This is a genomic window from uncultured Winogradskyella sp., assembly GCF_947501905.1.
GTDB lineage: Bacteria > Bacteroidota > Bacteroidia > Flavobacteriales > Flavobacteriaceae > Winogradskyella.
In genome coordinates, this window is the sequence record NZ_CANMXL010000002.1 from 553,354 (window position 1) to 577,756 (window position 24,403).

22 protein-coding genes are annotated in these 24,403 nt (G+C 33.2%); 15 read left to right on the plus strand and 7 right to left on the minus strand.

All coding sequences use genetic code 11. The features are described 5' to 3' along the window. Positions 1-39: 39 nt before the first annotated feature. The 8 genes from Q0770_RS06160 (at position 40) to Q0770_RS06195 (ending at position 6,179) form a co-directional block, all read left to right on the plus strand. Complete coding sequence (locus Q0770_RS06160) at positions 40-1,575, plus strand: helicase HerA-like domain-containing protein (protein WP_299115122.1); 1,536 nt, start codon at positions 40-42, stop codon at positions 1,573-1,575. A gap of 26 nt (positions 1,576-1,601) precedes the next feature. Further along, entirely contained in the window at positions 1,602-2,159 is a 558-nt protein-coding gene (locus Q0770_RS06165; RefSeq protein WP_299115124.1) for a hypothetical protein, read from the plus strand. Between the two features lie 10 nt (positions 2,160-2,169). Further along, positions 2,170-2,538, plus strand: a complete 369-nt coding sequence (locus tag Q0770_RS06170; protein ID WP_188375137.1) for a cupin domain-containing protein — start codon at positions 2,170-2,172, stop codon at positions 2,536-2,538. 1 nt (position 2,539) lies between these two features. After that, positions 2,540-3,367 (plus strand): alpha/beta fold hydrolase, encoded by an 828-nt coding sequence (locus Q0770_RS06175; RefSeq protein ID WP_299115128.1) that lies wholly within the window; start codon positions 2,540-2,542, stop codon positions 3,365-3,367. Positions 3,368-3,388: 21 nt separating this feature from the next. Beyond that, positions 3,389-4,156: a 23S rRNA pseudouridine(2604) synthase RluF gene (gene rluF, locus Q0770_RS06180; protein WP_299115130.1), complete on the plus strand. Its 768-nt coding sequence runs from the start codon at positions 3,389-3,391 to the stop codon at positions 4,154-4,156. Between the two features lie 3 nt (positions 4,157-4,159). Further along, positions 4,160-5,038, plus strand: a complete 879-nt coding sequence (locus Q0770_RS06185; protein WP_299115132.1) for a LytTR family DNA-binding domain-containing protein — start codon at positions 4,160-4,162, stop codon at positions 5,036-5,038. A gap of 104 nt (positions 5,039-5,142) precedes the next feature. Further along, complete coding sequence (locus Q0770_RS06190; RefSeq protein ID WP_299115133.1) at positions 5,143-5,718, plus strand: hypothetical protein; 576 nt, start codon at positions 5,143-5,145, stop codon at positions 5,716-5,718. A gap of 38 nt (positions 5,719-5,756) precedes the next feature. Then, positions 5,757-6,179, plus strand: coding sequence for a VOC family protein (locus tag Q0770_RS06195; RefSeq protein WP_299115134.1), 423 nt, complete (start codon positions 5,757-5,759; stop codon positions 6,177-6,179). Here Q0770_RS06195 and Q0770_RS06200 read toward each other — a convergent pair whose 3' ends face one another. From Q0770_RS06200 to Q0770_RS06215, 4 genes are all read right to left on the minus strand, one after another. Continuing rightward, on the minus strand, positions 6,180-6,890 hold the full coding sequence (locus tag Q0770_RS06200; protein ID WP_299115135.1) for a TIGR02206 family membrane protein: 711 nt from the start codon (positions 6,888-6,890) through the stop codon (positions 6,180-6,182). Between the two features lie 8 nt (positions 6,891-6,898). Continuing rightward, the gene (locus Q0770_RS06205; RefSeq protein ID WP_299115137.1) at positions 6,899-7,780 is read right to left on the minus strand and encodes a bifunctional 5,10-methylenetetrahydrofolate dehydrogenase/5,10-methenyltetrahydrofolate cyclohydrolase; all 882 of its coding nucleotides are present in this window, start codon (positions 7,778-7,780) and stop codon (positions 6,899-6,901) included. Between the two features lie 26 nt (positions 7,781-7,806). Beyond that, positions 7,807-9,138: a signal recognition particle protein gene (gene ffh / locus Q0770_RS06210; protein ID WP_188375145.1), complete on the minus strand. Its 1,332-nt coding sequence runs from the start codon at positions 9,136-9,138 to the stop codon at positions 7,807-7,809. 173 nt (positions 9,139-9,311) lie between these two features. Next, the gene (locus Q0770_RS06215) at positions 9,312-11,588 is read right to left on the minus strand and encodes a hypothetical protein (RefSeq protein WP_299115140.1); all 2,277 of its coding nucleotides are present in this window, start codon (positions 11,586-11,588) and stop codon (positions 9,312-9,314) included. Between the two features lie 99 nt (positions 11,589-11,687). On the opposite strand from Q0770_RS06215, the gene Q0770_RS06220 reads away from it, so the two are divergent. The 4 genes from Q0770_RS06220 (at position 11,688) to Q0770_RS06235 (ending at position 16,247) form a co-directional block, all read left to right on the plus strand. Next, on the plus strand, positions 11,688-12,203 hold the full coding sequence (locus tag Q0770_RS06220; RefSeq protein WP_299115142.1) for an RNA polymerase sigma factor: 516 nt from the start codon (positions 11,688-11,690) through the stop codon (positions 12,201-12,203). 51 nt (positions 12,204-12,254) lie between these two features. Continuing rightward, positions 12,255-13,142 carry a FecR family protein gene (locus Q0770_RS06225; protein WP_299115144.1) on the plus strand — a complete coding sequence of 296 codons (888 nt, stop codon included), beginning with the start codon at positions 12,255-12,257 and terminating at the stop codon, positions 13,140-13,142. Then, complete coding sequence (locus Q0770_RS06230; protein ID WP_299115146.1) at positions 13,132-15,435, plus strand: FecR domain-containing protein; 2,304 nt, start codon at positions 13,132-13,134, stop codon at positions 15,433-15,435. Before Q0770_RS06225 ends, Q0770_RS06230 begins: the two co-directional genes overlap by 11 nt. 269 nt (positions 15,436-15,704) lie before the next feature. Further along, a complete protein-coding gene (locus Q0770_RS06235) occupies positions 15,705-16,247 on the plus strand; it encodes a YfiT family bacillithiol transferase (protein ID WP_299115148.1) in 543 nt (180 codons plus the stop codon). Positions 16,248-16,251: 4 nt separating this feature from the next. Here Q0770_RS06235 and argS read toward each other — a convergent pair whose 3' ends face one another. Beyond that, complete coding sequence (gene argS, locus Q0770_RS06240; protein ID WP_299115150.1) at positions 16,252-18,054, minus strand: arginine--tRNA ligase; 1,803 nt, start codon at positions 18,052-18,054, stop codon at positions 16,252-16,254. 459 nt (positions 18,055-18,513) lie between these two features. Here argS and Q0770_RS06245 point away from each other — a divergent pair, with 459 nt between their 5' ends. Continuing rightward, entirely contained in the window at positions 18,514-20,556 is a 2,043-nt protein-coding gene (locus Q0770_RS06245; RefSeq protein WP_299115152.1) for an ATP-binding protein, read from the plus strand. A 40-nt stretch (positions 20,557-20,596) separates the two neighbouring features. After that, positions 20,597-21,238, plus strand: coding sequence for a chromophore lyase CpcT/CpeT (locus tag Q0770_RS06250; protein WP_299115154.1), 642 nt, complete (start codon positions 20,597-20,599; stop codon positions 21,236-21,238). Here Q0770_RS06250 and ctlX read toward each other — a convergent pair. Then, on the minus strand, positions 21,235-22,167 hold the full coding sequence (gene ctlX / locus Q0770_RS06255; RefSeq protein WP_299115359.1) for a citrulline utilization hydrolase CtlX: 933 nt from the start codon (positions 22,165-22,167) through the stop codon (positions 21,235-21,237). The genes Q0770_RS06250 and ctlX overlap by 4 nt on opposite strands. A gap of 112 nt (positions 22,168-22,279) precedes the next feature. Here ctlX and Q0770_RS06260 point away from each other — a divergent pair, with 112 nt between their 5' ends. After that, positions 22,280-24,016, plus strand: coding sequence for a M14 family metallopeptidase (locus Q0770_RS06260; RefSeq protein WP_299115156.1), 1,737 nt, complete (start codon positions 22,280-22,282; stop codon positions 24,014-24,016). Here the strand turns inward: Q0770_RS06260 and Q0770_RS06265 are convergent. After that, a complete protein-coding gene (locus Q0770_RS06265; protein ID WP_299115158.1) occupies positions 24,013-24,402 on the minus strand; it encodes a lipocalin family protein in 390 nt (129 codons plus the stop codon). The genes Q0770_RS06260 and Q0770_RS06265 overlap by 4 nt on opposite strands. Position 24,403: the final 1 nt, after the last annotated feature.

Genomic DNA, 24,403 nt, shown 5'->3' on the forward strand with positions numbered 1-24,403 from the left:
TGACTAAAATTACACTATTTTTATACAAATTTTGATGAGATGACGAATAAAGAAACCTTCTTTAAACATATAACAGACGGAAACACTTTTAAAGGCGATTCTATAACCCTTGGAGCCGCAATGTTAGAAGGCGAGACCATAACAGATGCTTACGTTAAAGTACCTCTAAAAACAATGAACCGCCATGGTTTAATTGCAGGTGCTACTGGTACTGGAAAAACAAAAACACTACAAGTCTTAGCAGAAAATTTATCTGAAAAAGGCATCCCTGTTTTACTTATGGACATTAAAGGTGATTTAAGTGGTTTGGCACAACCTAGTCCTGGACATCCTAAGATTGATGAACGTCACGAAAAGATAGGCTTACCATTTGATGCCAAAGCCTTCCCCGTAGAAATCATGACGCTTTCAGAACAAGACGGGGTACGATTAAGAGCTACTATTAGTGAATTTGGACCTGTGCTTATCTCAAGAATTTTAGATGTTACCGAAACACAAGCGGGTATTATCTCTGTAATTTTTAAATATTGTGATGACAACCAATTACCACTTCTAGATATTAAAGATTTCAAAAAGATACTTCAATATGCAACTGGAGATGGTAAAAAAGAATTTGAAGAAGCCTATGGTCGTATATCTACAGCATCAACTGGCGCAATCCTGAGAAAACTAATTGAAATTGAGCAACAAGGTGGTGACCTTTTCTTTGGCGAAACCTCTTTTGATACTCAAGATTTATTGCGTATTGATGAGAATGGCAGAGGATACATTAATATTATTCGTTTAACAGACATTCAAGATAAGCCTAAGTTATTCTCAACCTTTATGTTGAGTTTGTTGGCCGAAATATATTCAACATTTCCAGAACAAGGAGATAGCGGAAGACCAGAATTAATTATGTTTATTGATGAGGCTCATCTAATTTTCAATGAAGCTTCTGATGCTCTTCTAAATCAAATAGAAAGCATTGTAAAACTAATTCGTAGTAAAGGTGTTGGCTTATATTTTGTAACTCAAAATCCAACTGATGTTCCAGAAGAAGTTCTTGGACAGCTTGGACTCAAAGTGCAACATGCATTAAGAGCTTTTACTGCAAAGGATAGAAAAGCTATAAAGCTCACCGCACAAAACTATCCAGACACGGCCTATTATGATACTGCGGAAGTATTGACCTCTTTGGGTATTGGCGAAGCCTTAGTTTCAGCTTTAGACGAGAAAGGAAAACCTACACCATTAGCTGCTACTATGATGCGTGCTCCTATGAGTCGTATGGATATTTTGACCAAGTCTGAGCTCAGTAAATTGTTATCTGATTCTCAGCTAGCAAAAAAATATAATAAAGAAATTGACCGCGAAAGTGCTTACGAAATGCTTAATGAAAAAATTAAGCAAGCCCAAGCTGAAGAAGCAAAAGTAAAAGCTGCGGAAGAAAAAGAAAAACTCAAAAAAGCAGAATCAAAACGTAAAACATCAACTAGACGAAGAAGCTCTAGACAAAATCCATTATTAAAAGTTCTTACGAGTCCAACAGTAATCCGAAGCGTTCTTGGTATTTTAACCAAGATGATTCGCTAATTTTATTACAATTAATTATACATTAAATGAAAAATTACATTGCTCCAATTTTAATCTTACTTGTTCTTGTTTCAAGCTGTAAAAAAGAAGACAAAATCAATCCGTTTGCTGTGTCAAAACATCAAGTAGGTTTTTTAAATGATTCTACTCAAGTCAAAGAAATCAAAGTACTTTTTGCTAATGACTCTATCGTTAACCCTAAAGAAGATGACAGTTTTGCTGGTGGCATAAATACTATTGACATCTATGAAAAAGGTGGCAATCAATTATTAAGTATTTCGCCTACTGAGGCATTAGACTCTACAGCGACAATCAGTTCTATAAGACTTCTAGACCCAAGATATATTACTGATAAAAGCATATCTAGTATTAGTACTTTTAAAGATATCAACGATAATTATAAGATTTCAAAAATCTCAAACCTCATTAACTCTGTTGTTGTTAAAGTTAATGAACTTGATGCTACTTTTACTATTGATAAAAAGGAATTACCTGTAAATATGCGCTTTGACATGGATATGAAAATTGACCCTATCCAAATTCCTGAAGACGCTAAGGTGAAGTTTTTTATCGTTCATTTCTAGTTTAGAATTTATGAGCAAAAAATATAAAATTCAAAATTCACCTTTTGTTGTCCCAACAACTGATGGTAAAATTATAAAAGAACATTTTGGAAATGCAACAGATGGTAATTCTGAAATAAGTATTGCGCATATGGTAGCGCCTCCTGGTTGGTCAGAACCGTTTCAGACTCCTGAGTTTGATGAATACACTTTTATCATAAAGGGTAAAAAACAATTTATTATTGAAGGTGAAACCTTAGTTTTAGAAGCTGGACAATCTATTAAAGTAGAGAAAAATACAAGATTACAATACTCTAATCCGTTTTCAGAAGCCTGTGAATATATTGCAATTTGTCTACCTGCTTTTTCGATAGATGCAGTAAATAGAGAAGCTGAGTAATATGAGTAGTTTTGTTATAAAATCTATCGGAAACGCACTAAACACTGCAAGTTATATTTCCTCAAAATATGCTTCTAACAAAGCGCTTAAACTCTTTGCTACTCCTCGAAAAGGCCGTTATAATGATGAACAATCTCAACTAGTATCTTCAGCAGAAAAACATGTTCTTTCGTATAACAATCAGGACATTGCAGTTTATAATTGGAAAGGAAAGGGACAAACTATATTACTATCTCATGGTTGGGAAAGCAATGCATCTCGATGGAGTTACATCCTAGACGATTTAAAAGCAAAAGATTATAATATTATTGCATTAGACGCTCCTGCACATGGTAAATCTGGCAGTAAACTATTCAATGCCATATTATATTCAGAATTTATTAATGTGGTAGCTAGCGCATTTCAACCAGAAGTACTTATTGGACATTCTGTTGGTGGTATGGCAAGTGTTTTTTGTTTGCATAATCACGATTTACAAAGTGTAAAAAAACTTGTGGTTTTGGGAGCACCAGCACATTTTACTGGTGTGTTTTCTAGATATAAACAGATGATGGGTTACAATAGAAAAATATCTAAAGGTTTGGATAGTATTGTTTTAGAACGATTTGGAAAAACAGTAGATTATTTCTCTGCGGCCAACTTTACAAAAGAATTTAGTGCAAAAGGTTTAATCATTCATGATAAAAAAGATAGAATTATACCTTATGAAGATGCTTTGCTATTTGCTAATCGTTATAAAAACTCCGAATTAATAACTACTGAAGGTTTTGGTCATGGTTTAAAAGACAAATCTATTACTCCAAAGATTATTGAGTTTATAAATGCTTAATCTTTATCGTATTTTTGTCCCATGTCAGAGGATTTAAAAAGACTTAATAAATTTTTAAGTGAAGCCGGTTATTGTTCACGTCGTGAAGCAGACCGCTTAATAGACGCTGGTCGGGTAACCATAAACGATATTGTCCCAGAAATGGGTACCAAAGTAGCCACAGGAGATACTGTAAAAGTCGATGGAGAAATCATAGGTGAGCGTAAAAAAGAATTTGTATATCTAGCATTTAATAAACCTGTTGGCATTGTCTGTACAACAGACACACGTGTAGAAAAAGATAATATTATTGATTTTATTGGCTACCACAAACGCATTTTCCCTATTGGGAGATTAGATAAACCTAGTGAAGGCCTTATTCTTTTAACAGATGATGGTGATATTGTCAATAAGATCCTACGGGCTAGTAATAATCACGAAAAAGAATATATAGTTTCAGTTGATAAACCTATTTCGCAAACGTTCATTGAGCGTATGGCAGGAGGAATCTATATAGAAGAACTAGGTAAACGCACCAAAAAATGTAAAGTCAAAAGGGTAGACAAATTTACCTTTAGCATTATATTGACTCAAGGATTAAATAGACAAATACGTCGAATGTGTGATTATCTAAATTATGATGTACAGACTCTAAAGCGTATTCGTATTATGAATATAAAACTAGACACACCAGTAGGAAAATATCGAGAGCTCACTAAAGAAGAATTTAAAATACTAAGTGATTTGATAAGTGATTCTAAAAAAGTTTTTGAAGCTAAACAGAACATGCAAAGAAAAAGCAGACGTTAAAAAATGTACCTTCTCAATTACATAAAGACCCATAAACGCATTTTATTGCTTATTGTTTCTGTATTATTATTAACGATAACTTTTGAAACTTCTCAGCAACTCTATTACATTAAGAGGTTTAATTTGGGTGGTGATGCTACATTCTTCATTTTATTAAAAAGCCAAGCGTTTAGATGGTTTGTATGGGTCGTATTATCAGCTGTGATTTTCTATTATATTCAATCTACGAAAATCAAAAAAGACTTGACATTATCACATGTTTTAAAATACGCTGGCTTAATATTAAGCTTGGTCATATTAAATGTAATCATCATTTCTATTAGCCAAATGCTAACTTATGATGACACATTCGCAATAAGCAATCTAACTAATGAATACTTACCTTTTTTTATGTTTCAAAAGGCACCTATGTATACTTTGGGTTACATTGCTATTACTATAATAATGCATTTGTACTTTGCTAATGAGCAGCTTCAGATTAAAGTCCAAAATTTATCAGAACTTAAACTAACAAATGCGCGTTTATATGCTCAATTGAAAGACAAAGTAGACGACCGTACTACTGTATTAAATATTAAAATTGGTAATAAAAGAAAGATAATACCTGTAAATGAAGTTTTATGGATAGAGGCAGATGATTATTGTGTTAAGGTCCATACTGTAGATAAAAACTGTTACACCATGAGAAGTAGCCTTAAGGCTTTATTACCAAAGTTAGATACCAATTTTTTACGTGTACACAGGAAGGCCATAGCAAATATGACAATGATTAAAGAGTTGAGCATGTCTAATACGCCTAATCTTATCTTAAATGATAATACCGAAATCCCTATTTCTAAAAGTCATTTGAAAACAGTCAAAGATTTTTTATCGGATTATTAAGAGTTTCTTAACTCGCTTTACTGCAAATAACAACTGCTTCTCTGCAAAACATTATGGTCTTTAACTCTTTTCACGTTGATTTGACATGAACTAAATTTTATATCATGAAAAAAATTATATCCCTTTTTGCATTAGTCGTCTCAACTAGTTTTGTATTTGCACAATATGAAAATGAAGCTTCAAAAGAGTTTCCTTATGGAAAGCCTCACCCTGAATCGCCTGAGCAAATTAAAGATTTTCAACCTCTAATTGGAAAAAGCAAATGCAAATCTACTTCAAGAAAACAAGATGGTAGCTGGAATGAAACTATAGAAATGAATTGGGTTTTTAAATACATAATGAATGGCAAAGCTGTACAAGATGAAACCTTAAAATCTGATGGCGGCCATTCTGGAAGCATTAGACAATTTATAGCAGATAGCAGCAAATGGTATGTGCACTACTATTCCTCAAAAGGACCAACAACTACACTCTCTACTTGGGTTGGCAATAAAACCGAAGCAGATAAAATTGTATTATACCGTGACCAAGTAGCACCAAATGGTATGGAAGGGTTTTATAGACTTACTTTCTATGATATAAAAAATGATAGCTACAAATGGATTGGCGAATGGGTTGATAAAACTGAAAAAATAATCTATCCTACATGGAAAATAGAATGTAGAAAAGAAGAAGAGTAAAATAAACACTAATTTTGGATGTATAAATTACAAATAATATGTCCACACTTTCTCCTTTTCACTTAGCTATTCCTGTTCATGATTTAGAGCTTTGTCGCAATTTTTACACAAACAGTTTAAACTTTGAAGAAGGTAGAAGCAGTGACCATTGGGTAGATTACAACTTTTTTGGACATCAATTGGTCATTCATCTTAACGCTAAAAAACCCGAAGAGGCTCCAACAAATGCTGTTGATGGTAAACATGTCCCAGTACCTCATTTTGGTGTAATTTTACCTTGGGAAGCTTTTCATGAATTTGCAGAACTCATTACATCAAAAAACATAGAATTTATTATAGAACCATATATCCGTTTTGAAGGTTTGGTTGGCGAACAGGCTACTATGTTTTTTAAAGACCCTTCAGGGAATGCATTAGAGTTTAAAGCATTTAAGGATATGACGCAACTATTTGCTAAGTAATTATTTCTTAGCCTTTTTATTCAAAAAATAAAATGGCAGGTAGATTAACAGTAAATAAGGAATAACCATCAGCTCTACTTCTAAGATATAATAAGGCCACTCATCCAGATAGTCTAATAAAGATGCTGAATTAGGTTTACGGTTTAGATATGAATAATTAGAACCCAGAATTGCATTCAGAATCATCATAACTATAATGTAACCTTGTAATACGATAAGGGATTTAAAAACGCTTGTAAACTTTGGCCTCATTTTAAGGACCACTGTTGCATAGGCAATAATAGTGAGTAATCCCATATGCACTATCCAATACCTAAAATAATTTGGATTTGGAAAACCTTCAGGAATATCCGGAGTTATGACACCATGTGTTGTACCACCAATTACCCAAAAAAACAAAATTTCGTACATCCAATATTTTCTTTGAAAAGTAAAAATTGGAGCAACCATAGCCATAAAACTACACAAGAATAGAGGCAAATCTATTCGGAAGTTATAATCACCTTCATATATTTTGAATATGTGGTAAGACACAACGCTTAAAAACACAAAAATTCCAAGACATTTGAATACTAGAGTTTTGTATTTATAGCTTAATTTATATTCTGAAAAAATAATTAAACCTGTTGCAAAAAGTATAGCTATAACAATTGGCAACAAATGTTCTTTACTACCAATACTGACCGAATCTAAGATTAGAGAATTTAACAAGGAGCCAACTATTTAGTAAGTCTGTGCTGCTCTCTCGCTAATAAAGTATTTTTTAGTAGCATAGCTATGGTCATAGGACCAACACCTCCTGGAACTGGAGTAATATAACTTGCTTTTTTACTTACATTTTCAAAATCTACATCGCCTGTAATATAATAACCTTTTTCAGAATCGTCTGCTACTCTGGTGATTCCGACATCGATAATTATAGCATCATCTTTAACCATTTCTGCTTTTAAAAATTTAGGAACTCCTAATGCCGAAATAATAATATCTGCTTGAGATGTAATCTGTGTAATATTTTTGGTATGGCTATGGGTTAAGGTTACCGTAGAATTACCTGGAAAACCTTTGCGCCCCATAAGGATACTCATCGGACGACCAACAATATGAGAACGTCCAATAACCACTGTATGCTTTCCTTTTGTCTCAACACCATAACGATCTAATAATTCTAAAATACCAAAAGGTGTTGCTGGGATAAAAGTAGACATATCCAATGCCATTTTACCAAAATTTGTTGGATGAAAACCATCTACATCTTTATCTGGATTTACTGCCATTAATACTTTCTGAGTATTAATCTGTGGTGGTAATGGTAATTGAATAATAAAACCATCGATATCATCATCTTCATTTAACTCTTCAATTTTATCTAAAAGTTCAATCTCGCTGGTCGTATTAGACATACGTACCATGGTAGACTCAAAACCAACACGTTCGCATGCACGAACTTTACTCCCAACATAAGTTAAACTTGCACCATCATTACCAACAATTACTGCTGCTAAATGCGGTACTTTTTCACCATCGGCTTTCATTTTATCAACTTCTGCCTTAATCTCGTTTTTTATGTCGTTACTGGTTTTTCTTCCGTCTAAGATTGTCATGTTGTTGTGTAGTTGTTAGAGTTATATTAACGTGGCATATTTTTCATCATTTGCATCATACGTTTTCCGCCACCGCCTTGCATCATCTTCATCATTTTACTCATTTGCGTAAACTGCTTTAGTAACTGATTGACTTCTTGTACAGATGTTCCTGAACCTTTTGCAATTCGTTTTTTACGACTTGCATTCATTAATCCTGGATTGGAACGTTCAGTTGGCGTCATGGAATGTATAATAGCCTCGATACCTTTAAAAGCATCATCATCGATATCTACATCTTTCATCATTTTCCCTGCGCCTGGTATCATGCCTATTAAATCTTTCATGTTACCCATTTTCTTAATTTGCTGAATCTGCTTTAAGAAATCATCAAACCCAAATTGGTTTTTAGCAATCTTCTTCTGAAGTTTTCTCGCTTCTTGCTCATCAAACTGCTCTTGAGCACGTTCAACAAGAGAAACAACATCTCCCATTCCTAAAATACGATCTGCCATACGTGATGGATAGAAGACATCAATAGCTTCCATCTTCTCGCCGGTACCAATAAATTTAATTGGCTTGTTAACTACAGATTTAATAGAAATTGCAGCACCACCTCGAGTATCACCATCAAGCTTAGTAAGAATAACACCATCAAAATTTAAGATATCATTAAAGGCTTTTGCTGTATTTACAGCATCTTGACCTGTCATAGAATCCACAACAAACAATGTTTCTTGAGGGGTAATGGCTTTATGAATATTAGAAATCTCAGTCATCATGGCCTCATCCACAGCCAAACGACCAGCAGTATCTATGATAACCACATTATGTCCATTAGCTTTTGCATGGGCAATACCAGCTTGAGAAATGGCAACTGGATCATTATTGTCTCTATCACTATAAACTTCAACGCCAATCTGCTCACCAACCACATGCAATTGATCAATCGCTGCAGGACGATAAACATCACAAGCGACTAATAAAGGTTTCTTAGTTTTTTTGTTTTTTAGATAATTAGCTAGCTTACCAGAAAAGGTGGTCTTACCAGAACCTTGTAGTCCTGACATTAAAATAACGCTTGGAGTACCAGAAAGATTAAGACCTTCTGCATCGCCACCCATAAGTTCGGTTAGCTCGTCTTTAACAATTTTAACCATTAATTGTCCTGGTTGAAGCGTAGTCAATACATTTTGACCTAATGCTTTTTCCTTAACAGTATTTGTAAATTGTTTAGCTATTTTAAAGTTAACATCGGCATCTAAAAGCGCACGCCTTACTTCTTTAAGCGTCTCAGCAACATTCACCTCAGTAATACTACCATGACCTTTTAATACGTGTAACGCTTTATCTAACTTATCACTTAAATTATTAAACATAATCTCTATTCTTATTTAACAAGTTGCAAATTTAAGAATTTAGACGTTAAACGCGAGGAGATAATTGTATTTATAATAACAATACCACAAAAAAAGAGCTACTCAACATTGAGTAGCTCTCCATCAACCAACTGTACTTATTAATCTACTAACTTTAATAAGCGGTTCTATGATTAATCACAAATTTTATCTAATGTCATTTGATCACCTGTTCTATGCAAAATTAATTGCTCTCCTGTGCATTCAACTACTGTCCAAACACCAGCGATAGCTTGAATATTTGGTCCATTAACCCCATCTAAAATGACTTCTACATTACCATCATTATTTGTAGATGTTGACCAAGTACCAGTTACAGTCTCGTTTGTAGTTAAATCAGTAATTAATAGCTCTTGAGTATCTAAAAATGTTAATCTAAAATCTATTAAGTTATCATCACCATTTAATTCTGTGACTTTCCACTCGCAATTCATTAAGATACCATCTACATCGCCTTCTGTACAATCTCCAGGATTAGTACAATCTTCTAACTTTAATTGTAATTCAAAAACTTCATAAGTATCACCAACTTCTGCTCTAACATAAATTGTCTGTGGCGAACTCGTATTTATAAAATATTCTGGGTCTGCAATAGGATTTATATCAGCATCAGCATCAGCTAATGACGTATGATAGGTTACTACATCTACAAATGGTGTACAATTTGAATAAGCAATGGTTAAGTCAAACGCTTCGTAACCATCATTACCTTCATCGCAAAGCTCAATCACAGCATCAAAACTTGCAAAACAATCAAACGGATTTGGCTCATTACAATCTTCGACAATTAACTCTACAGGATAAATTAATTTTTCTTCAGGATTACTTACTAATGCAACTTTTACATAAACAGTTTGAGGATTTGTGACATTGGTATATGCTGTAGCACCTTCTAAGAAATCTGAATTATTTTCTGCACCTTCAGAAGTTGTATGGAATGTAATTGCAACTGACGCTCCTGAATTATCACAAGCTGGTACAGCTTCATAGATATTAAATTGAGCATATCCATCATTATCTTCATCGCATTTTACTAATTCTACACCTTCTTCTGGGTAACATTCAAAAGGATTGTCATCAAAACACTCTTGTTCTAAATGAAGAATATTATCGCCATTAGAGAGACCATAAAAACCTTCATGACACTCTATAACTTCCCATACTCCTGAAAGCACATCGTAATTTCCTGTGAGATTTAAAACTAAAGTCAATGTATCTGAATCTACACCTACATTCCAAGTTCCAACCTCAACAAACTCATTATTTGTATATACTTTTACAGTTCCGTCTTCGGTAAACACAAACTTATTGGCCAAGTCATTGATAAGATTAGTTCCTGCAAACCAATAACACTCTATTAAATCATGAGATAAGTCTTCAGCTGAACAATTTAAATCTGTCTCGCAATACTGCTCAATCAACATTGTTTGATCATTTTTTGTAAGATATAACTCATCATAGTCACATTCTACAATTTTCCAATCTCCTCCAAAATCTTCAAACTCAGTTGTTAATATTAAATAGACTTCTTCTCCTTCTTCAACAACTTCCCAAGTATTTCCTTCAGAAAAAATCTGATTATCATCTATGATTATATCGAAAGTGAAATCATCATTAAACACAAACTCAAAATCTTCGAACTCAGGAAAACTAGAATAGGCTTCTATTACCCATTTACATTCCTTTAATGAAGCTTTAATTTCATCAACATCACAGTTTTCATAATCATCATCATCACAATCGTCTCCAACTGCTTCTATAGCGTTAGACAATTCTTCGTTAGTGTTTACAGTAATAGTATTACCGTCAGCATACTCTAATGTTACAGGAAAGTTTAATGCTACTAAATTAATATCACTATCTTCAAGATCTTCTAAAAAGTCATGAAGCTCTTCATTACTTTCAATGGTTACTGTATCAATAATAACAAACTCTGAATTAAGCACAGAAAATGATATTGGATAAACAAAATCCACACATTCTATTACGTCATTATCCTCAACACAATCTTCTAATAAAGCTTCGAGTTGATCTTGATTTTCGATTACAGTTTCAACATAATCTGCAGAAATAATTGTAATAGGGAAAACAAATTCAGGAATTTCGCCTTCTAGCTCTTCTAACAATTCTTCTAATTCATCTAAACCTTCTTCATTCTGTATTGTAATAGTAATATTACCAACAATAACTGTAACTGGTAGTTCCACCGAAAAACAGTTTGAATTATCTAAAACATTATCATCAGAAACTGCATTTGCTGAAGTTCTGAGCATAAGATTAGACAAAGCAGAATTAGGTAATATAGCTTCTTGCTCATCTGGATTAATTATTTCTACAGATTCATCTTGACATGAGGCAAAAAAGAGTGCTATCAAGAATAATAAAAAGTAGGATTTAATGTAGGATTTCATGATAAATTGATTTTTATGATTTCTTATAAAACAAGTCAATCTTATTTATTCCTACCTAAGTTTTAATTTTTTTTAAATTTACTGCAATAGAAAACCCCTATGTCCAAACCATTACACCAAAATAGTTGTGAAGAACATATTTATTCTGCGCTCTTTAAAAAGCACTCGAAAAATTTACATGACTTCTTATATTACAAGTTTGGTTCTTATCTAAATCCTAAAGATAAAGTACAAGATGCTTTTATAAAACTATGGGATAATTGTGCAAAAGTACCCCCAGAAAAAGCCAAGAGTTTTTTATTTACCACAGCAAACAATTTGATGCTTAATGCTGTTGCACACCAAAAAGTGGTGTTAAAGCATCACCAAAAGCCTCAAAAAAATAGCACTAACGAATCGCCAGAATTTTTACTAGAAGAAAAACAATACAGCGAAAAACTGCAAAATGCATTAGAAAAGTTAACTGAGGCACAACGTGTGGCTTTTATGATGAATCGTGTTGAAGGTAAACGCTTTAAAGAAATCGCAGAACTACTAGACATATCTGTAAAAGCAGTTGAAAAACGGATTTATGGTGCGCTAAAAAAACTTAGAGAAGATATAAAAGAATTATAATGTAGGTAGGGATTTTTAAAACTTGCATGTTATATAAGTAGAATACACAAAATGGAAAGAGAAGAATTCATAAAAAAATGGCTTGACCATAATCTTAACCCTGAGGAGCAGAAAGCTTTTGAGGGATTAGATGATTATGCAGATTTACATAAGCTTTCTAAATCATTAGAAGGTTTTAAATCGCCTGATTATAGTATAGACAATGAGTACGATAACGTTAAATCTCACTTAAAACCTAAAACATCCAACAATTGGATACGACCATTACTTAAAATTGCTGCAGTATTGCTTATTAGTTTTAGTGTCTTCTATTACAACTCTACTCTAGATACCAAGGTAAAAACACTCATAGCACAAGACACAACAATTAGTTTACCAGATGCTTCTACCGTTAATCTCAATGCCCAATCTACTATAGTATATAATAAAAATTCATGGACTAATAAACGTGAAGTCTCTCTTGATGGAGAAGCCTTCTTTAGTGTTGCCAAAGGTTCAAAATTTGATGTCATTACATCTGATGGAAAAGTTAGTGTTTTAGGTACACAATTTAATGTTATACAGCGTCTAAACTATTTTGAAGTGACATGCTTTGAAGGTTTAGTTGCTGTTAACTACAAATCAAAATCACTAAAGCTTAACCCTGGAAATCGCTTTGTAGTTATTGACGGTATTATTAAAAATGAAAAAGAAAATAGAACTCAACCTAGTTGGCTATCTAATGAAACTTCATTTACAAGTGCACCTTTAAAATATGTATTGGATGAATTAGAAAGACAATATGATATTTCTGTAGATGCAAGTAAATTAGATGGCCAACAGTTGTTCTCTGGTAGCTTTACTCATGATAACTTAGATTTGGCATTAAAATCAATAACCTTACCTTTAGGTATAACTTACACTAAAAGTAATTCTGTTATTGTTTTAAATGGTGAATAATTTCAAAAGTTTTTTACTAATTCTTCTATTTGGAGTCTCTTTTCATTGTTATGCCCAAACAGATAACGAGAAGAAACCTCTTTCAGAAATATTGAAACAACTTGAAGCTAAGTTCGACATCAGATTTTCTTATGCAGATGAGACTGTAAAAACAATTAATATAGCTTTTGATGATGCTTTAAGTTTAGAGGATGCGTTGACATATCTTGAAGAAAAAACAGGCTTAACATTCAATAGACTTAATAATCGATTTATTTCTGTAGAGCTGCGGAAGCCAGATTACAATTCTAGTAATAACAATTTACAACAACTTGACGAGGTATTTATACAAAACTATCTTACTAAAGGTTTGGCAAAAACTATTAATGGTAAGATTGAAATCACTCCTCAAAAATTTGGGATACTTCCTGGTTTAAGTGAACCAGACATCTTACAAACCATACAAACGCTTCCAGGAATTATTAGTGTTGATGAGCGCATATCGAATATTAATATTAGAGGTGGTACTAATGATCAAAATCTTATACTATATGAAGGCATCAGAATGTACCAAACCGGTCATTTTTTTGGTCTAATCTCGGCATTTAACCCTTATTTAACTGAAAAGGTCGATGTTACCGTTAATGGCACAAGAGCCAAATACGGATCTGGAGTGTCAAGTGCTATTAGCATAGAAAACTCAAATGAAATTGGTGATAAACCTGAATCTGGTGCTGGTTTTAATCTATTAAGTGTTGATGGTTTTTCTAAATTTCAACTATCAAAAAAAACCGAATTGCAATTATCTGCACGACGCTCATATACTGATGCTCTATTAACACCTACCTACGACACTTATTTAGAACGGATTTTTAATAATACTCAACTAGAGAATCTATACGCAACTCCAGGTTCTGATGTACAACAAAATGAGCGTTTCTTTTTTTACGATGCAAGTCTTAAGTTCTTATATGACATCAACAAAAACTCATCAATAAGAGCAAACCTACTTACTATTTTTAATCGCCTAGACTACGACATTATTTCCCCTAATAATAGTTTAGCTACAACAGAAAGCCAACTAAGTCAAAGAAGTTATGCGGGCAACATAAACTATAATTATAAGTGGTCAGAATCTACAAACATGTCTGCACAATTAAGCTGCTCTAACTACCGCCTATTTGGCGAAAACACCCTTACTACTCAAGAGCTGATTCAAGAAAATGAAGTTGTTGATGTAGGAGCGCGTGTAGATTTTTTAAGAACTGTTGATAAACATCTTAACCTTAATTTTGGCTACCAGTTTAATGAAGTTGGTGTATCAAATCTAGAAGATGTTTCCAATCCTCGTTTTAGAAGTTCTGTAAAAGAAGTGATAAGAACTCATGGCATATATACAGAGGCCGAATTTACTTCTAACTCAAAAAACACTTATGCAAGAATTGGACTAAGAGGTAATTACCTTGATAAGTTTAGTACTGTTTTATTTGAACCTAGGTTTGTTTTCTCTCAAAAATTCCTGAATCATTTTAGACTAGAGCTCTTAGGTGAAGTAAAAAATCAATCTATTAATCAAATTATAGATTTACAGCAAGATTTTTTTGGTATTGAAAAGCGTAGATGGCAATTAGCTAATACCAGTGATGTTCCTATTTTAAAAAGCAATCAATTTTCAGTTGGATTAAATTACAAAAAGAAAGGCTGGTTGATTAGCGCAGAAGGTTATATTAAAAATGTTGATGGTATAAGCACACGTTCGCAAGGCTTTCAAAATCAATTTCAATTAGCAAGAGCCATTGGAGATTATAATATTAAAGGCATTGATATCTTATTTAACAAACAGTTTAAAAACTTTGGTGCTTGGTTAAGCTATTCTTATAGCAAAAATGATTACGAGTTTGAATTTTTAAATAACAACCAAGCTTTTCCCAACAACCTAGACATCACACATATTCTTAATTTTTCAACCACATATGAGATTGAAAATTTAAAACTCTCAGCTGGTCTTAATTGGCATTCAGGAAAACCTTATACAGTGCCATCCATAAATCAACCAAATAAAAATACTATAGAATACAATAGCCCAAATGCTGAGCGTTTACCTAGTTATTTAAGAGCAGATGCCTCAGCCCGTTATAGCTTTCAGGTAGCAGATGACGTGTTCGGAGAAGTAGGTGCATCAGTATGGAATTTACTCGACAGAGAAAATGTTATCAATAGGTTTTATACCTTAAACTCTGGTAGTCAAATTATTGAAAATAATGAACTTGCTCTAGGGTTAACTCCTAATTTTAGCCTTAGATTAAAATTTTAGTGACAAGGACCTATTTTAGTATTCCCTTAAACAATTAACTCTCAAAAATTTATTTTTGAAATTTTCACAAAAATTTAAATCTTTTTTGTTTAATAATTTTTAATTAAACAAATTAACTTAATCATGCTTCTTCCCCCGATGAAGCATGATTAGATTTATTTTTGAGTAAATCGTAAAAGACCGTCAATTGACGGTCTTTTATTTTATATATAATTACGGCTAAAAACCCTACTTTTATAAAAGAATTTTTAATCCAAAATACTACTATAATGCTTCCGACAGAATTGCAAAAATTAAAATACCCTATTGGCGAATTTCAAGCCCCAGATATCATTTCTAAAGACCAAAAAGAAAAGTGGATAACTGATATCGAAAATTTCCCTAATTCTGTAGAAGAAGTAACAAAAAACCTATCTAATACTGAACTAAGTTATAGATACAGACCTGATGGATGGACAATTAAACAAGTGGTACATCATTGCGCTGATAGCCATATCAATAGCATTATAAGATTTAAATTATCATTAACAGAAGACACACCAACTATTAGGCCTTATTATGAAAATCGCTGGGCGGAACTTGTAGATTATGAGTATGATATCGAAACAGCATTATCTATTTTAAAGGGCATACACGCTAAGCTAGGCATATTGCTCAGAAACTTATCTGATGAAGATTTAAAACTAAAATTTATTCATCCAGAACATGGTAAAAGCTTTACTTTAGAAGAAACTATTGGCACGTATGCATGGCATAGCAACCATCATTTAGCGCACATAAAACAAGCTTTAAAGTACAAAGGAGAATTCTAATACTTTACATTCGATTAGGGACTTCAATACCTAGCACATTAAATGCATTCTTAATGGTCTCTCCTACTTTTCTAGATAAGGCCACTCTGAACGATTTTTCATTGACAGAATCTGCACCAAGGATAGATACATTTTGATAAAAAGAATTAAAATCTTTTACCAAATCGTAAGTGTAATTTGCAATCAATGCAGGACTATGCTGCTCAGCTGCATTTTGGATGACTTCAGGAAATTGTTCTAACTGTTTTAACAACTGCTTTTCTTTTTCATGAAGAGATATCTCAGATGCTTTAAAATCTTCAGATGAAGATTTTCTTAAAATAGATTGAATTCTAGCATAGGTATATTGAATAAAAGGCCCTGTATTTCCTTGAAAATCGATAGATTCTTTTGGGTCAAACAAAATTCTCTTTTTAGGGTCAACCTTTAATATATAATACTTTAATGCACCTAGGCCAATGATTTTATAAAGTGATTTCTTTTCATCTTCAGAATAGTCATCTAACTTTCCTAATTCTTTAGAAATCTCCTCGGCTGTATTTGCCATTTCTTCAATTAAATCATCAGCATCAACAACAGTGCCTTCTCTACTTTTCATTTTACCACTCGGTAAGTCTACCATACCATAGCTCAGGTGAAATAAGTTTTTGGCCCAGTCAAAACCAAGTTTTTTCAATATTAAGAACAATACTTTAAAATGATAATCTTGTTCATTTCCAACAGTATAAACCATACCACCTACATCTGGGTAATCTTTAATACGTTGAATAGCCGTTCCTATATCTTGCGTCATATAAACCGCTGTGCCATCAGCACGAAGCACAATTTTTCTATCTAAACCATCTTCAGTTAAGTCACACCAAACCGAACCATCTTCATCTTTTTCAAAAACATCAGTTTTTAAACCTTCTGCAATAAATTCTTTTCCTAATAAATAGGTCTGACTTTCATAATAATATTTATCAAAATCGACACCTATACTTTTGTAAGTGGCATCGAAACCTTCATAAACCCATCCGTTCATTGTTCCCCAAAGTGCTACAACCTCTTCATCTCCTGCTTCCCATTTTCGGAGCATCTCTTGGGCTTCTAACAATATTGGCGCATTCTTTTTGGCATACTCTTCAGATTGGCCCTCTGAAATCAATGTCTTTACTTCTTCTTTATATTTTTTATCAAAAATTACATAGTAATTCCCTACAAGCTTATCCCCTTTTCTTAAATCTTGATTTAAAGTTGTTAAGGGAGTTTCTTTTTGCCCATCACTCCCATTGGGAGCAAAACGTTGCCATGCTAGCATACTTTTGCAAATGTGTATACCTCTATCGTTGATGATTTGGGTTTTATACACTTTTTTACCTGAAGCTTTTAAAATCTCAGCAACACTATAACCTAAAAGCACATTACGAACATGGCCTAAATGCAAAGGTTTATTTGTGTTAGGCGAAGAATACTCCACCATCACAGCCTTATCATCTTTGACTTTAGAAATACCGTAATTACTATTATCGTTTATAGAATTGAAGAATTCTAGATAATATGCATCTTCAATTTCAATGTTCAAAAACCCTTTTACGACATTAAAAGCCTTAACTAAAGACACATTATCTACTAAATATTGCCCTATTTGCTCACCAATAATTGCAGGGTTTCCTTTTACCACACGTAACATCGGAAAAACCACAACAGTAATATCACCAGCAAACTCTTTTCTTGTTGCCTGGAATTCAACAGATTGCAAATCAGCTTCAAATAAAGATTTTACAGCAGCTTTTACATTTAATTCTAATGTCTCTTGAAGATTCATAAAAAGTCTTTTTACTTCTTTAAACGCCAGCAAAGGTAGACCTTTTTATTATTTTATAATAAACCAAAGCATGGTTTAATTTTCATTCTTAGCCAGTCTAAAAAAAGCTATTGAATTTAGTCATGCAGTTGGATAGCAAATTTCAAATTATTAAATTAACATTTTGGTAATCAGTAATTTATATTAAAAGTGCATTTCATCGATAAAAGTGTAGTTCTACCAAGAATTTTACCTTTAATCGATTGGTCTGTTTTTTTGAAAATTTCAACGTTCACTTTGTCTGATTTTTTGGTCGTAAGGCTTAAAAATTAGCAAATCCAATTGCATTTGACCATTTTTGGGCTGCTATTAATTGAATTGTTAGAAGCATTGTAAAAATGCATGATAACACATCTTTCCTATCCCTCTCAGAAAGTTGGCAAACCACAATATAAAACTGTGCCCTAAAGTTAATGCTTTATGAAGCAATTATTGATGACATTCGCCATCTGCCTGTGTGCCCTAACTAGCTTTGCTCAAAATGCAAAGATAGATAGCCTTACTGTGCGTTTAGCGTATCAAAACCAAGACTCTACAAAAGTGGAGACTTCGTTATTGCTTATCAATGAATTGTATTCTATTGAAGATTATACTAAAGCATTACTCTTCATTGATCAGACTTCTGAGCTTTCCAAAACACTTAACTATCAAAAAGGGCTAGCAGAAACAGATTATATCAAAGCACTTATTTTCAATAACCAAAACGATCAAAACAATGCTGTTGCAAACTTTGAAAGTGCTCGTAGCTATTTTGTAGCTATTAAGGATACGCTCGGTATTGCTAAAGTGAATAATAATCTCGGAGTTATAGAAATACAAAGAGGTAATTACAAAAAGGGATTACAAAATTCACTATCGGCAATATCTATTTTTGAAGAAAAAGATTTAAAAGACGATTTAAGCAAAGCCTATAATAATCTAGCCGAAGCTTATTACAACACTAACAAATTAGACAAAGCATTACAATACAACAAAAAAGCACTTAGTGTCAGAGAAGAACTAGATGATTTGGAAGGTATGAAGTATTCCTTAAAAAATCTAGGCTTACTTTATGCACTTAAAGATGACCATAGACGCTCTATAGATAATTACGAAAGAATGTTAACGCTTCTCGACCCTCAAGAAGATAAAGATATTCGTGGCGAAATAATGCCAAGTCTAGGAAGGTCTTATTTAGCTATTGACGACAATGACAAAGCTGCTGATTATTTGAGAGAAGGTTTGCGATACAGTAGAAGTCAAAATGACGATTTGGGTATTTTAAAATCTCTAAATGCTTTTGGTGAGCTAAACACCAAAAACCGAAACCTTAAGCTTGCCGAAAACCAATTACTCGAAGCTCTTAAAATTGCAAGAAGATTGGATAACGATGAAGAGTTGCTTTACAATCTTAAACTTAATAGAGATTTAGATTCTAGAAGGGGTTTTTACGAAGATGCCTTTAACTGGCAAAATCAGTATTATGAGTTAAAAGATAAACTTGATAAAGAAAAGCTTGCTGCGATTCCAGTACCAGATAATTCTACAGAGGAAGCACAAATAGAAACGCCACCACTTATTGAAAGTAATAATACCGAAGAGCCTGAAAAAGAAGTTATATCAAGTGAGAAAAAACAGGATATCCTTCTTGTATATGGTTTAATAGCTGGTCTTGTATTTATTACGGCGTTACTCATTTTCAGCTATCTAAAGGGGTCTAAGGATAGTAAAACAGCTAAGACTCTTGCTAAGAGCAACAAAGAATTATCGCTTAAAAATCTTCAGCTAGAGGAAGTTAATCAAGTTAAAGACAAACTGTTCTCAATTGTATCTCACGATTTAAAAGATTCCATCTCTTCTATTAAAGCTTTTTTAGATTTACTAAAAGATGGCGGGATTAGTAAAGACGAATTTAATGACCTTATTCCTGAGCTTAGCGAAAATGCAAACAATGCTTCTTCGCTTTTATTCAATTTATTGAATTGGTCTAAATCGCAAATGCAAAACTTACAACCTAAGCCAGAGCTCTTCAATATCCAAGAAGTCTTTCAGATTAAAATGTCTTTAATTGAGAAGAAAGTAAATGACAAAGGCATTATTCTTATTGACGAATCTAGACGCGAGTTTGTATATGCAGATCGTAGCATGCTAGAAATCGTTATCCAAAACTTAATTACCAATGCTGTTAAGTTTACTGGTAAAGGAGACGTTATTACAGTATCTAACCAGGATTATAACGGTAAAGTATTAATCTGTGTTGAAGATACTGGCATTGGTATTTCTGAAGAAAATCAGAAAAAACTATTTAATGCCAAAAAGAACTTTACAACGATTGGCACTGAAAATGAAAAGGGTACTGGTCTTGGTCTTACTATTTGTAAAGATTTAGTAGAGCTTAATAATGGCCGCATCTGGGTTGAGAGTACGCCTAACATTGGTAGTAAATTCTTTATCGAGTTACCAAAGGCCGCACTTTCTGAATAATTTTTCTATATATTTAAGGCTAATTATATCTGGTCTTAAAATGAAAAAAATCACTATACTTTTATGCGTCTTTGCATTATGTTTCTCTTGTAAGGACAAATCCGAATCACATACTGAAACTACCGTAACTACCGAAAATCATTTGGATGAATTATATGCTTTGATGCAAGGTTCTTATAATTCTGAAGTACAAGCTCAAGTAGACTCTACATATTATAACATCTCATTACACATGTACCCAATTTGGGAAGGCAAAGGTCATTATCTCTATGTAGAGCAAGCTCTAAATAGCATGCAAAACAAACCCTATAGACAACGTGTTTATAAACTTAATAAATTAACAGATAGTACCTATACCTCGGAAATTTACACATTACCAACTGCCGACTCTCTGTGGATTGGCAAATGGAAAACTCCAAAAGCGTTTGACGCTATATCTCCAGAAAACATTACCTTAAAATCTGGATGTGAGGTGGTTTTAAAACGACTAGCTAAAAATCATTATCAAGGAAAAACAGGTGATACGACATGTGTCAGTACAATGCGAGGTGCATCATTTGCCCGAAGTGAAGTAGAAATTTTAGAAGATAAAATTATCTCTTGGGATCGTGGTTTTGATGCTGACGGAAACTATGTTTGGGGTGCCGAAAAAGCTGGCTATATTTTCAACAAGCTAGATTAAACTTTAGGTAAAAACACTTCAACCATCATACAGCGAGCACTTCCGCCACCACAAGTTTCAATAGTTTCTAAAGAACTCGATATAATTGGGCAATGCTTTTCTATTGCTTTTATTTGTTGCGGTGTTAAACTATCATAAGCTGCTTGACTCATAATCAAATAACGCTGATTATTGCTACCTCTTAACTGGAGCATGTTTCCTGCAAATTGATGCATCTGTGCTTCGGTAATAGAAATAATTTCTTTACCATCTTGCTTTAGATGTTTCACGACATTTTTTCGTTCTTTTTTATCATCAATACTATCTAAACAAATGACAGCAAAATTTTCTGCCAAACACATCATCACATTGGTGTGATATATTTCTAACCGTTTACCATCTACCGTTTGGTTGGCTGTAAATACAACTGGCGTGTATTCAAAATCTTCACAAAACTCTATAAATAAGTCTTCATCTGCACGAGGAGATAGTGCGCAATAGGCCTTATTATTTACTCTATCTAAAAGTAAACTCCCTGTGCCTTCTAAAAATACGCCTTCGTCTTCTGCAGATGTGTAATCCACAATATTCTCAATTTTAAAACCTTCAGTCTCTAGGCGCATAAAAACTTCTTCACGTCGTTCTTTACGCCTATTTTCCGCAAACATTGGATAAATTGCAATATCACCATTACTATGAAAGCTTACCCAGTTGTTCGGAAAAACAGAATCTGGTGTATCCATTAATTCATCATCACTCTCAACAATAACAGTAATACCTACGGCTCTCAATTTTTCAACAAATACATCAAACTCTTGCTGTGCTTTGCTATTAATTTCAGTATTTTTTATATCTAATTCTTCCTGAAAGTAATTGTTCACCGCTGTTTGCTCATTCATCCTAAAATTCACTGGACGTATCATTAATATGGTATCTGTAGTTTGCTGCATATCTAGATGTATAAAGTGATGCAAAATTAGTCATTTTTATAATCTGATATTTAGTAGCTGAACTATTTTTCTGCATTAAAATGCCTAAGTTTGACTGTCAATAATTTACACTATGAAAAAACTTCTATTTCTTCTACTTATAATAGTTTCTTGTAAAGAGAATTCTAATACATCTGACTTTGATTTTACTACAGTCTTTGAAAAAAGTGAAGGTCTTGAAACTGCAACATACCAACAAACAATCACTTATTATACTGAATTAGCCAATACGTATTCTGAAATTTCGATTGAAGCTATTGGACAAACTGACTCTGGCAAACCACTACATATAGTTACACTTAATCCAAGTGCTTCAGGAAGTAATTTTGAAACACTTAGAAAAGACAACAGAATTATTCTAATAAACAATGGTATCCATCCTGGAGAATCTGATGGTATTGATGCCACGATGATGCTCTTTAGAGATTTGGTCAATGGCAAGATAGATGCTCCAAATAATACTGTTTTAGTTACTATTCCTATTTATAATGTTGGCGGAAGTCTTAATAGAAATACTGGAACTAGAACTAATCAAAATGGTCCAAAAGCTTATGGGTTTAGAGGTAATGCTAGAAACTATGATCTAAATCGTGACTTTATAAAAACTGATACTAAAAACGCAAAGACGTTTGCTACAATTTTTCATTTGGTGCAACCAGATGTTTTTATAGATAATCATGTAAGTAATGGTGCAGATTACCAATATACACTCACACACTTATTTACCCAACATAATAAACTAGGTGGCGTTTTAGGCGATTTTTTACATACTGAAATGATGCCACAACTTGAAGAAAAACTAGAAGCCAAAGATTGGGATATAACACCTTATGTTAACGTTTTTAATCGTAAGCCAGAATCTGGTTTTTCACAATTTAAAGACTCACCAAGATATTCAACTGGTTATACGACTTTATTCAACACATTAGGTATGATGGTCGAAACCCACATGCTTAAACCATACAAACAACGCGTAGAAGGCACCTACGAGCTTATGAAAAGCATGATTGAAATTACTGAAACAAAAGGCGATAAAATTTCTGAATTACGTAATGCTCAAGGCAAGACTTGGTCTATTGGAGACCCATATCCAATCGCTTGGCAAATTGATACGTCTAAGTTCTCGACCCTACAATTTAAAGGCTATGAAGGCCATAGAATTGAAAGTGAGTTAACTGGTGTAAAACGTCTAAAATATGATGTCTCAAAACCATTTACTAAAGATGTAAAATATCAAAATTATTTTAAGCCTACCAAGGAAGTGAATATCCCAAAAGCCTATATCATTCCTCAAGGGATGCATCCAATTATTGAGCGACTGAAACTCAATAATATTGAGATGACTCAGCTTACAAAAGATACTACAATAACAGTTCAATCTTATAAAATCAGGGATTACAAAACACGTCAATCGCCTTATGAAGGTCATTATTTACATTACAACACTACTATTAGTTCTACTCAAGAAGCGTTAAACTTTACTGTAGGAGACTATTTGGTAGAGACGAATCAAAAAGGTATGCGTTATGTATTAGAAACCCTAGAACCAGAAGCGCCAGATTCGTTTTTTAATTGGAATTTTTTCGATACTATCTTACAACAAAAAGAAGGCTTTTCGCCTTATGTTTGGGAAGATAAAGCTCAAAAAATGCTTGAGAACGACAGTGTATTAAAAATACAATTTGAACATAGAAAAAAAGATATCACAGAATTTACTAATAACTGGTTTGCTCAATTAGACTGGCTCCACAAGCAGTCTGAACATTACGAAAAAGCACATATGCAATACCCTATTTATAGAATAAACTAAAGTTTTCGGTATCTAGCACCACAAGGCTCTATACAAGGCACAAAAAAGGTCAGTAAATCACCATTGATTTCAAAGGTATATTCATTATCTGGCAAACCACAAGCATCAGTTTGAAAAAACAACCTCTCAGAGGAGTATGTACCATTGCTTTGCGTGTTTGTATTTAATACTATATCACACATGATACCGTTAGAAGTCACAGTTCCATCAGTATTAAATGTCATCATTTTACTACTAGTAACAGGTGTAAAAGTACCACTGCCATCACCAGGGTCAGCTAATACCTCAACAAGTTGCCAATCACCAATAAGTTCAACATTATCGTCATCACTATCACATGAAACCAATACTAAAAGTAAAACTAGAAATATGCTTAATTTTTTCATA

What these genes read in the sequence shown, in the direction of transcription:
- Q0770_RS06160 (WP_299115122.1), top strand. Translation starts at nt 40, where the DNA reads ATGACGAATAAAGAAACCTTCTTTAAACATATAACAGACGGAAACACT.
- Q0770_RS06165 (WP_299115124.1), top strand. Translation starts at nt 1,602, where the DNA reads ATGAAAAATTACATTGCTCCAATTTTAATCTTACTTGTTCTTGTTTCA.
- Q0770_RS06170 (WP_188375137.1), top strand. Translation starts at nt 2,170, where the DNA reads ATGAGCAAAAAATATAAAATTCAAAATTCACCTTTTGTTGTCCCAACA.
- Q0770_RS06175 (WP_299115128.1), top strand. Translation starts at nt 2,540, where the DNA reads ATGAGTAGTTTTGTTATAAAATCTATCGGAAACGCACTAAACACTGCA.
- rluF (WP_299115130.1), top strand. Translation starts at nt 3,389, where the DNA reads ATGTCAGAGGATTTAAAAAGACTTAATAAATTTTTAAGTGAAGCCGGT.
- Q0770_RS06185 (WP_299115132.1), top strand. Translation starts at nt 4,160, where the DNA reads ATGTACCTTCTCAATTACATAAAGACCCATAAACGCATTTTATTGCTT.
- Q0770_RS06190 (WP_299115133.1), top strand. Translation starts at nt 5,143, where the DNA reads ATGAAAAAAATTATATCCCTTTTTGCATTAGTCGTCTCAACTAGTTTT.
- Q0770_RS06195 (WP_299115134.1), top strand. Translation starts at nt 5,757, where the DNA reads ATGTCCACACTTTCTCCTTTTCACTTAGCTATTCCTGTTCATGATTTA.
- Q0770_RS06205 (WP_299115137.1), bottom strand. Translation starts at nt 7,780, where the DNA reads ATGACAATCTTAGACGGAAGAAAAACCAGTAACGACATAAAAAACGAG.
- ffh (WP_188375145.1), bottom strand. Translation starts at nt 9,138, where the DNA reads ATGTTTAATAATTTAAGTGATAAGTTAGATAAAGCGTTACACGTATTA.
- Q0770_RS06215 (WP_299115140.1), bottom strand. Translation starts at nt 11,588, where the DNA reads ATGAAATCCTACATTAAATCCTACTTTTTATTATTCTTGATAGCACTC.
- Q0770_RS06220 (WP_299115142.1), top strand. Translation starts at nt 11,688, where the DNA reads ATGTCCAAACCATTACACCAAAATAGTTGTGAAGAACATATTTATTCT.
- Q0770_RS06225 (WP_299115144.1), top strand. Translation starts at nt 12,255, where the DNA reads ATGGAAAGAGAAGAATTCATAAAAAAATGGCTTGACCATAATCTTAAC.
- Q0770_RS06230 (WP_299115146.1), top strand. Translation starts at nt 13,132, where the DNA reads ATGGTGAATAATTTCAAAAGTTTTTTACTAATTCTTCTATTTGGAGTC.
- Q0770_RS06235 (WP_299115148.1), top strand. Translation starts at nt 15,705, where the DNA reads ATGCTTCCGACAGAATTGCAAAAATTAAAATACCCTATTGGCGAATTT.
- argS (WP_299115150.1), bottom strand. Translation starts at nt 18,054, where the DNA reads ATGAATCTTCAAGAGACATTAGAATTAAATGTAAAAGCTGCTGTAAAA.
- Q0770_RS06245 (WP_299115152.1), top strand. Translation starts at nt 18,514, where the DNA reads ATGAAGCAATTATTGATGACATTCGCCATCTGCCTGTGTGCCCTAACT.
- Q0770_RS06250 (WP_299115154.1), top strand. Translation starts at nt 20,597, where the DNA reads ATGAAAAAAATCACTATACTTTTATGCGTCTTTGCATTATGTTTCTCT.
- ctlX (WP_299115359.1), bottom strand. Translation starts at nt 22,167, where the DNA reads ATGCAGCAAACTACAGATACCATATTAATGATACGTCCAGTGAATTTT.
- Q0770_RS06260 (WP_299115156.1), top strand. Translation starts at nt 22,280, where the DNA reads ATGAAAAAACTTCTATTTCTTCTACTTATAATAGTTTCTTGTAAAGAG.
- Q0770_RS06265 (WP_299115158.1), bottom strand. Translation starts at nt 24,402, where the DNA reads ATGAAAAAATTAAGCATATTTCTAGTTTTACTTTTAGTATTGGTTTCA.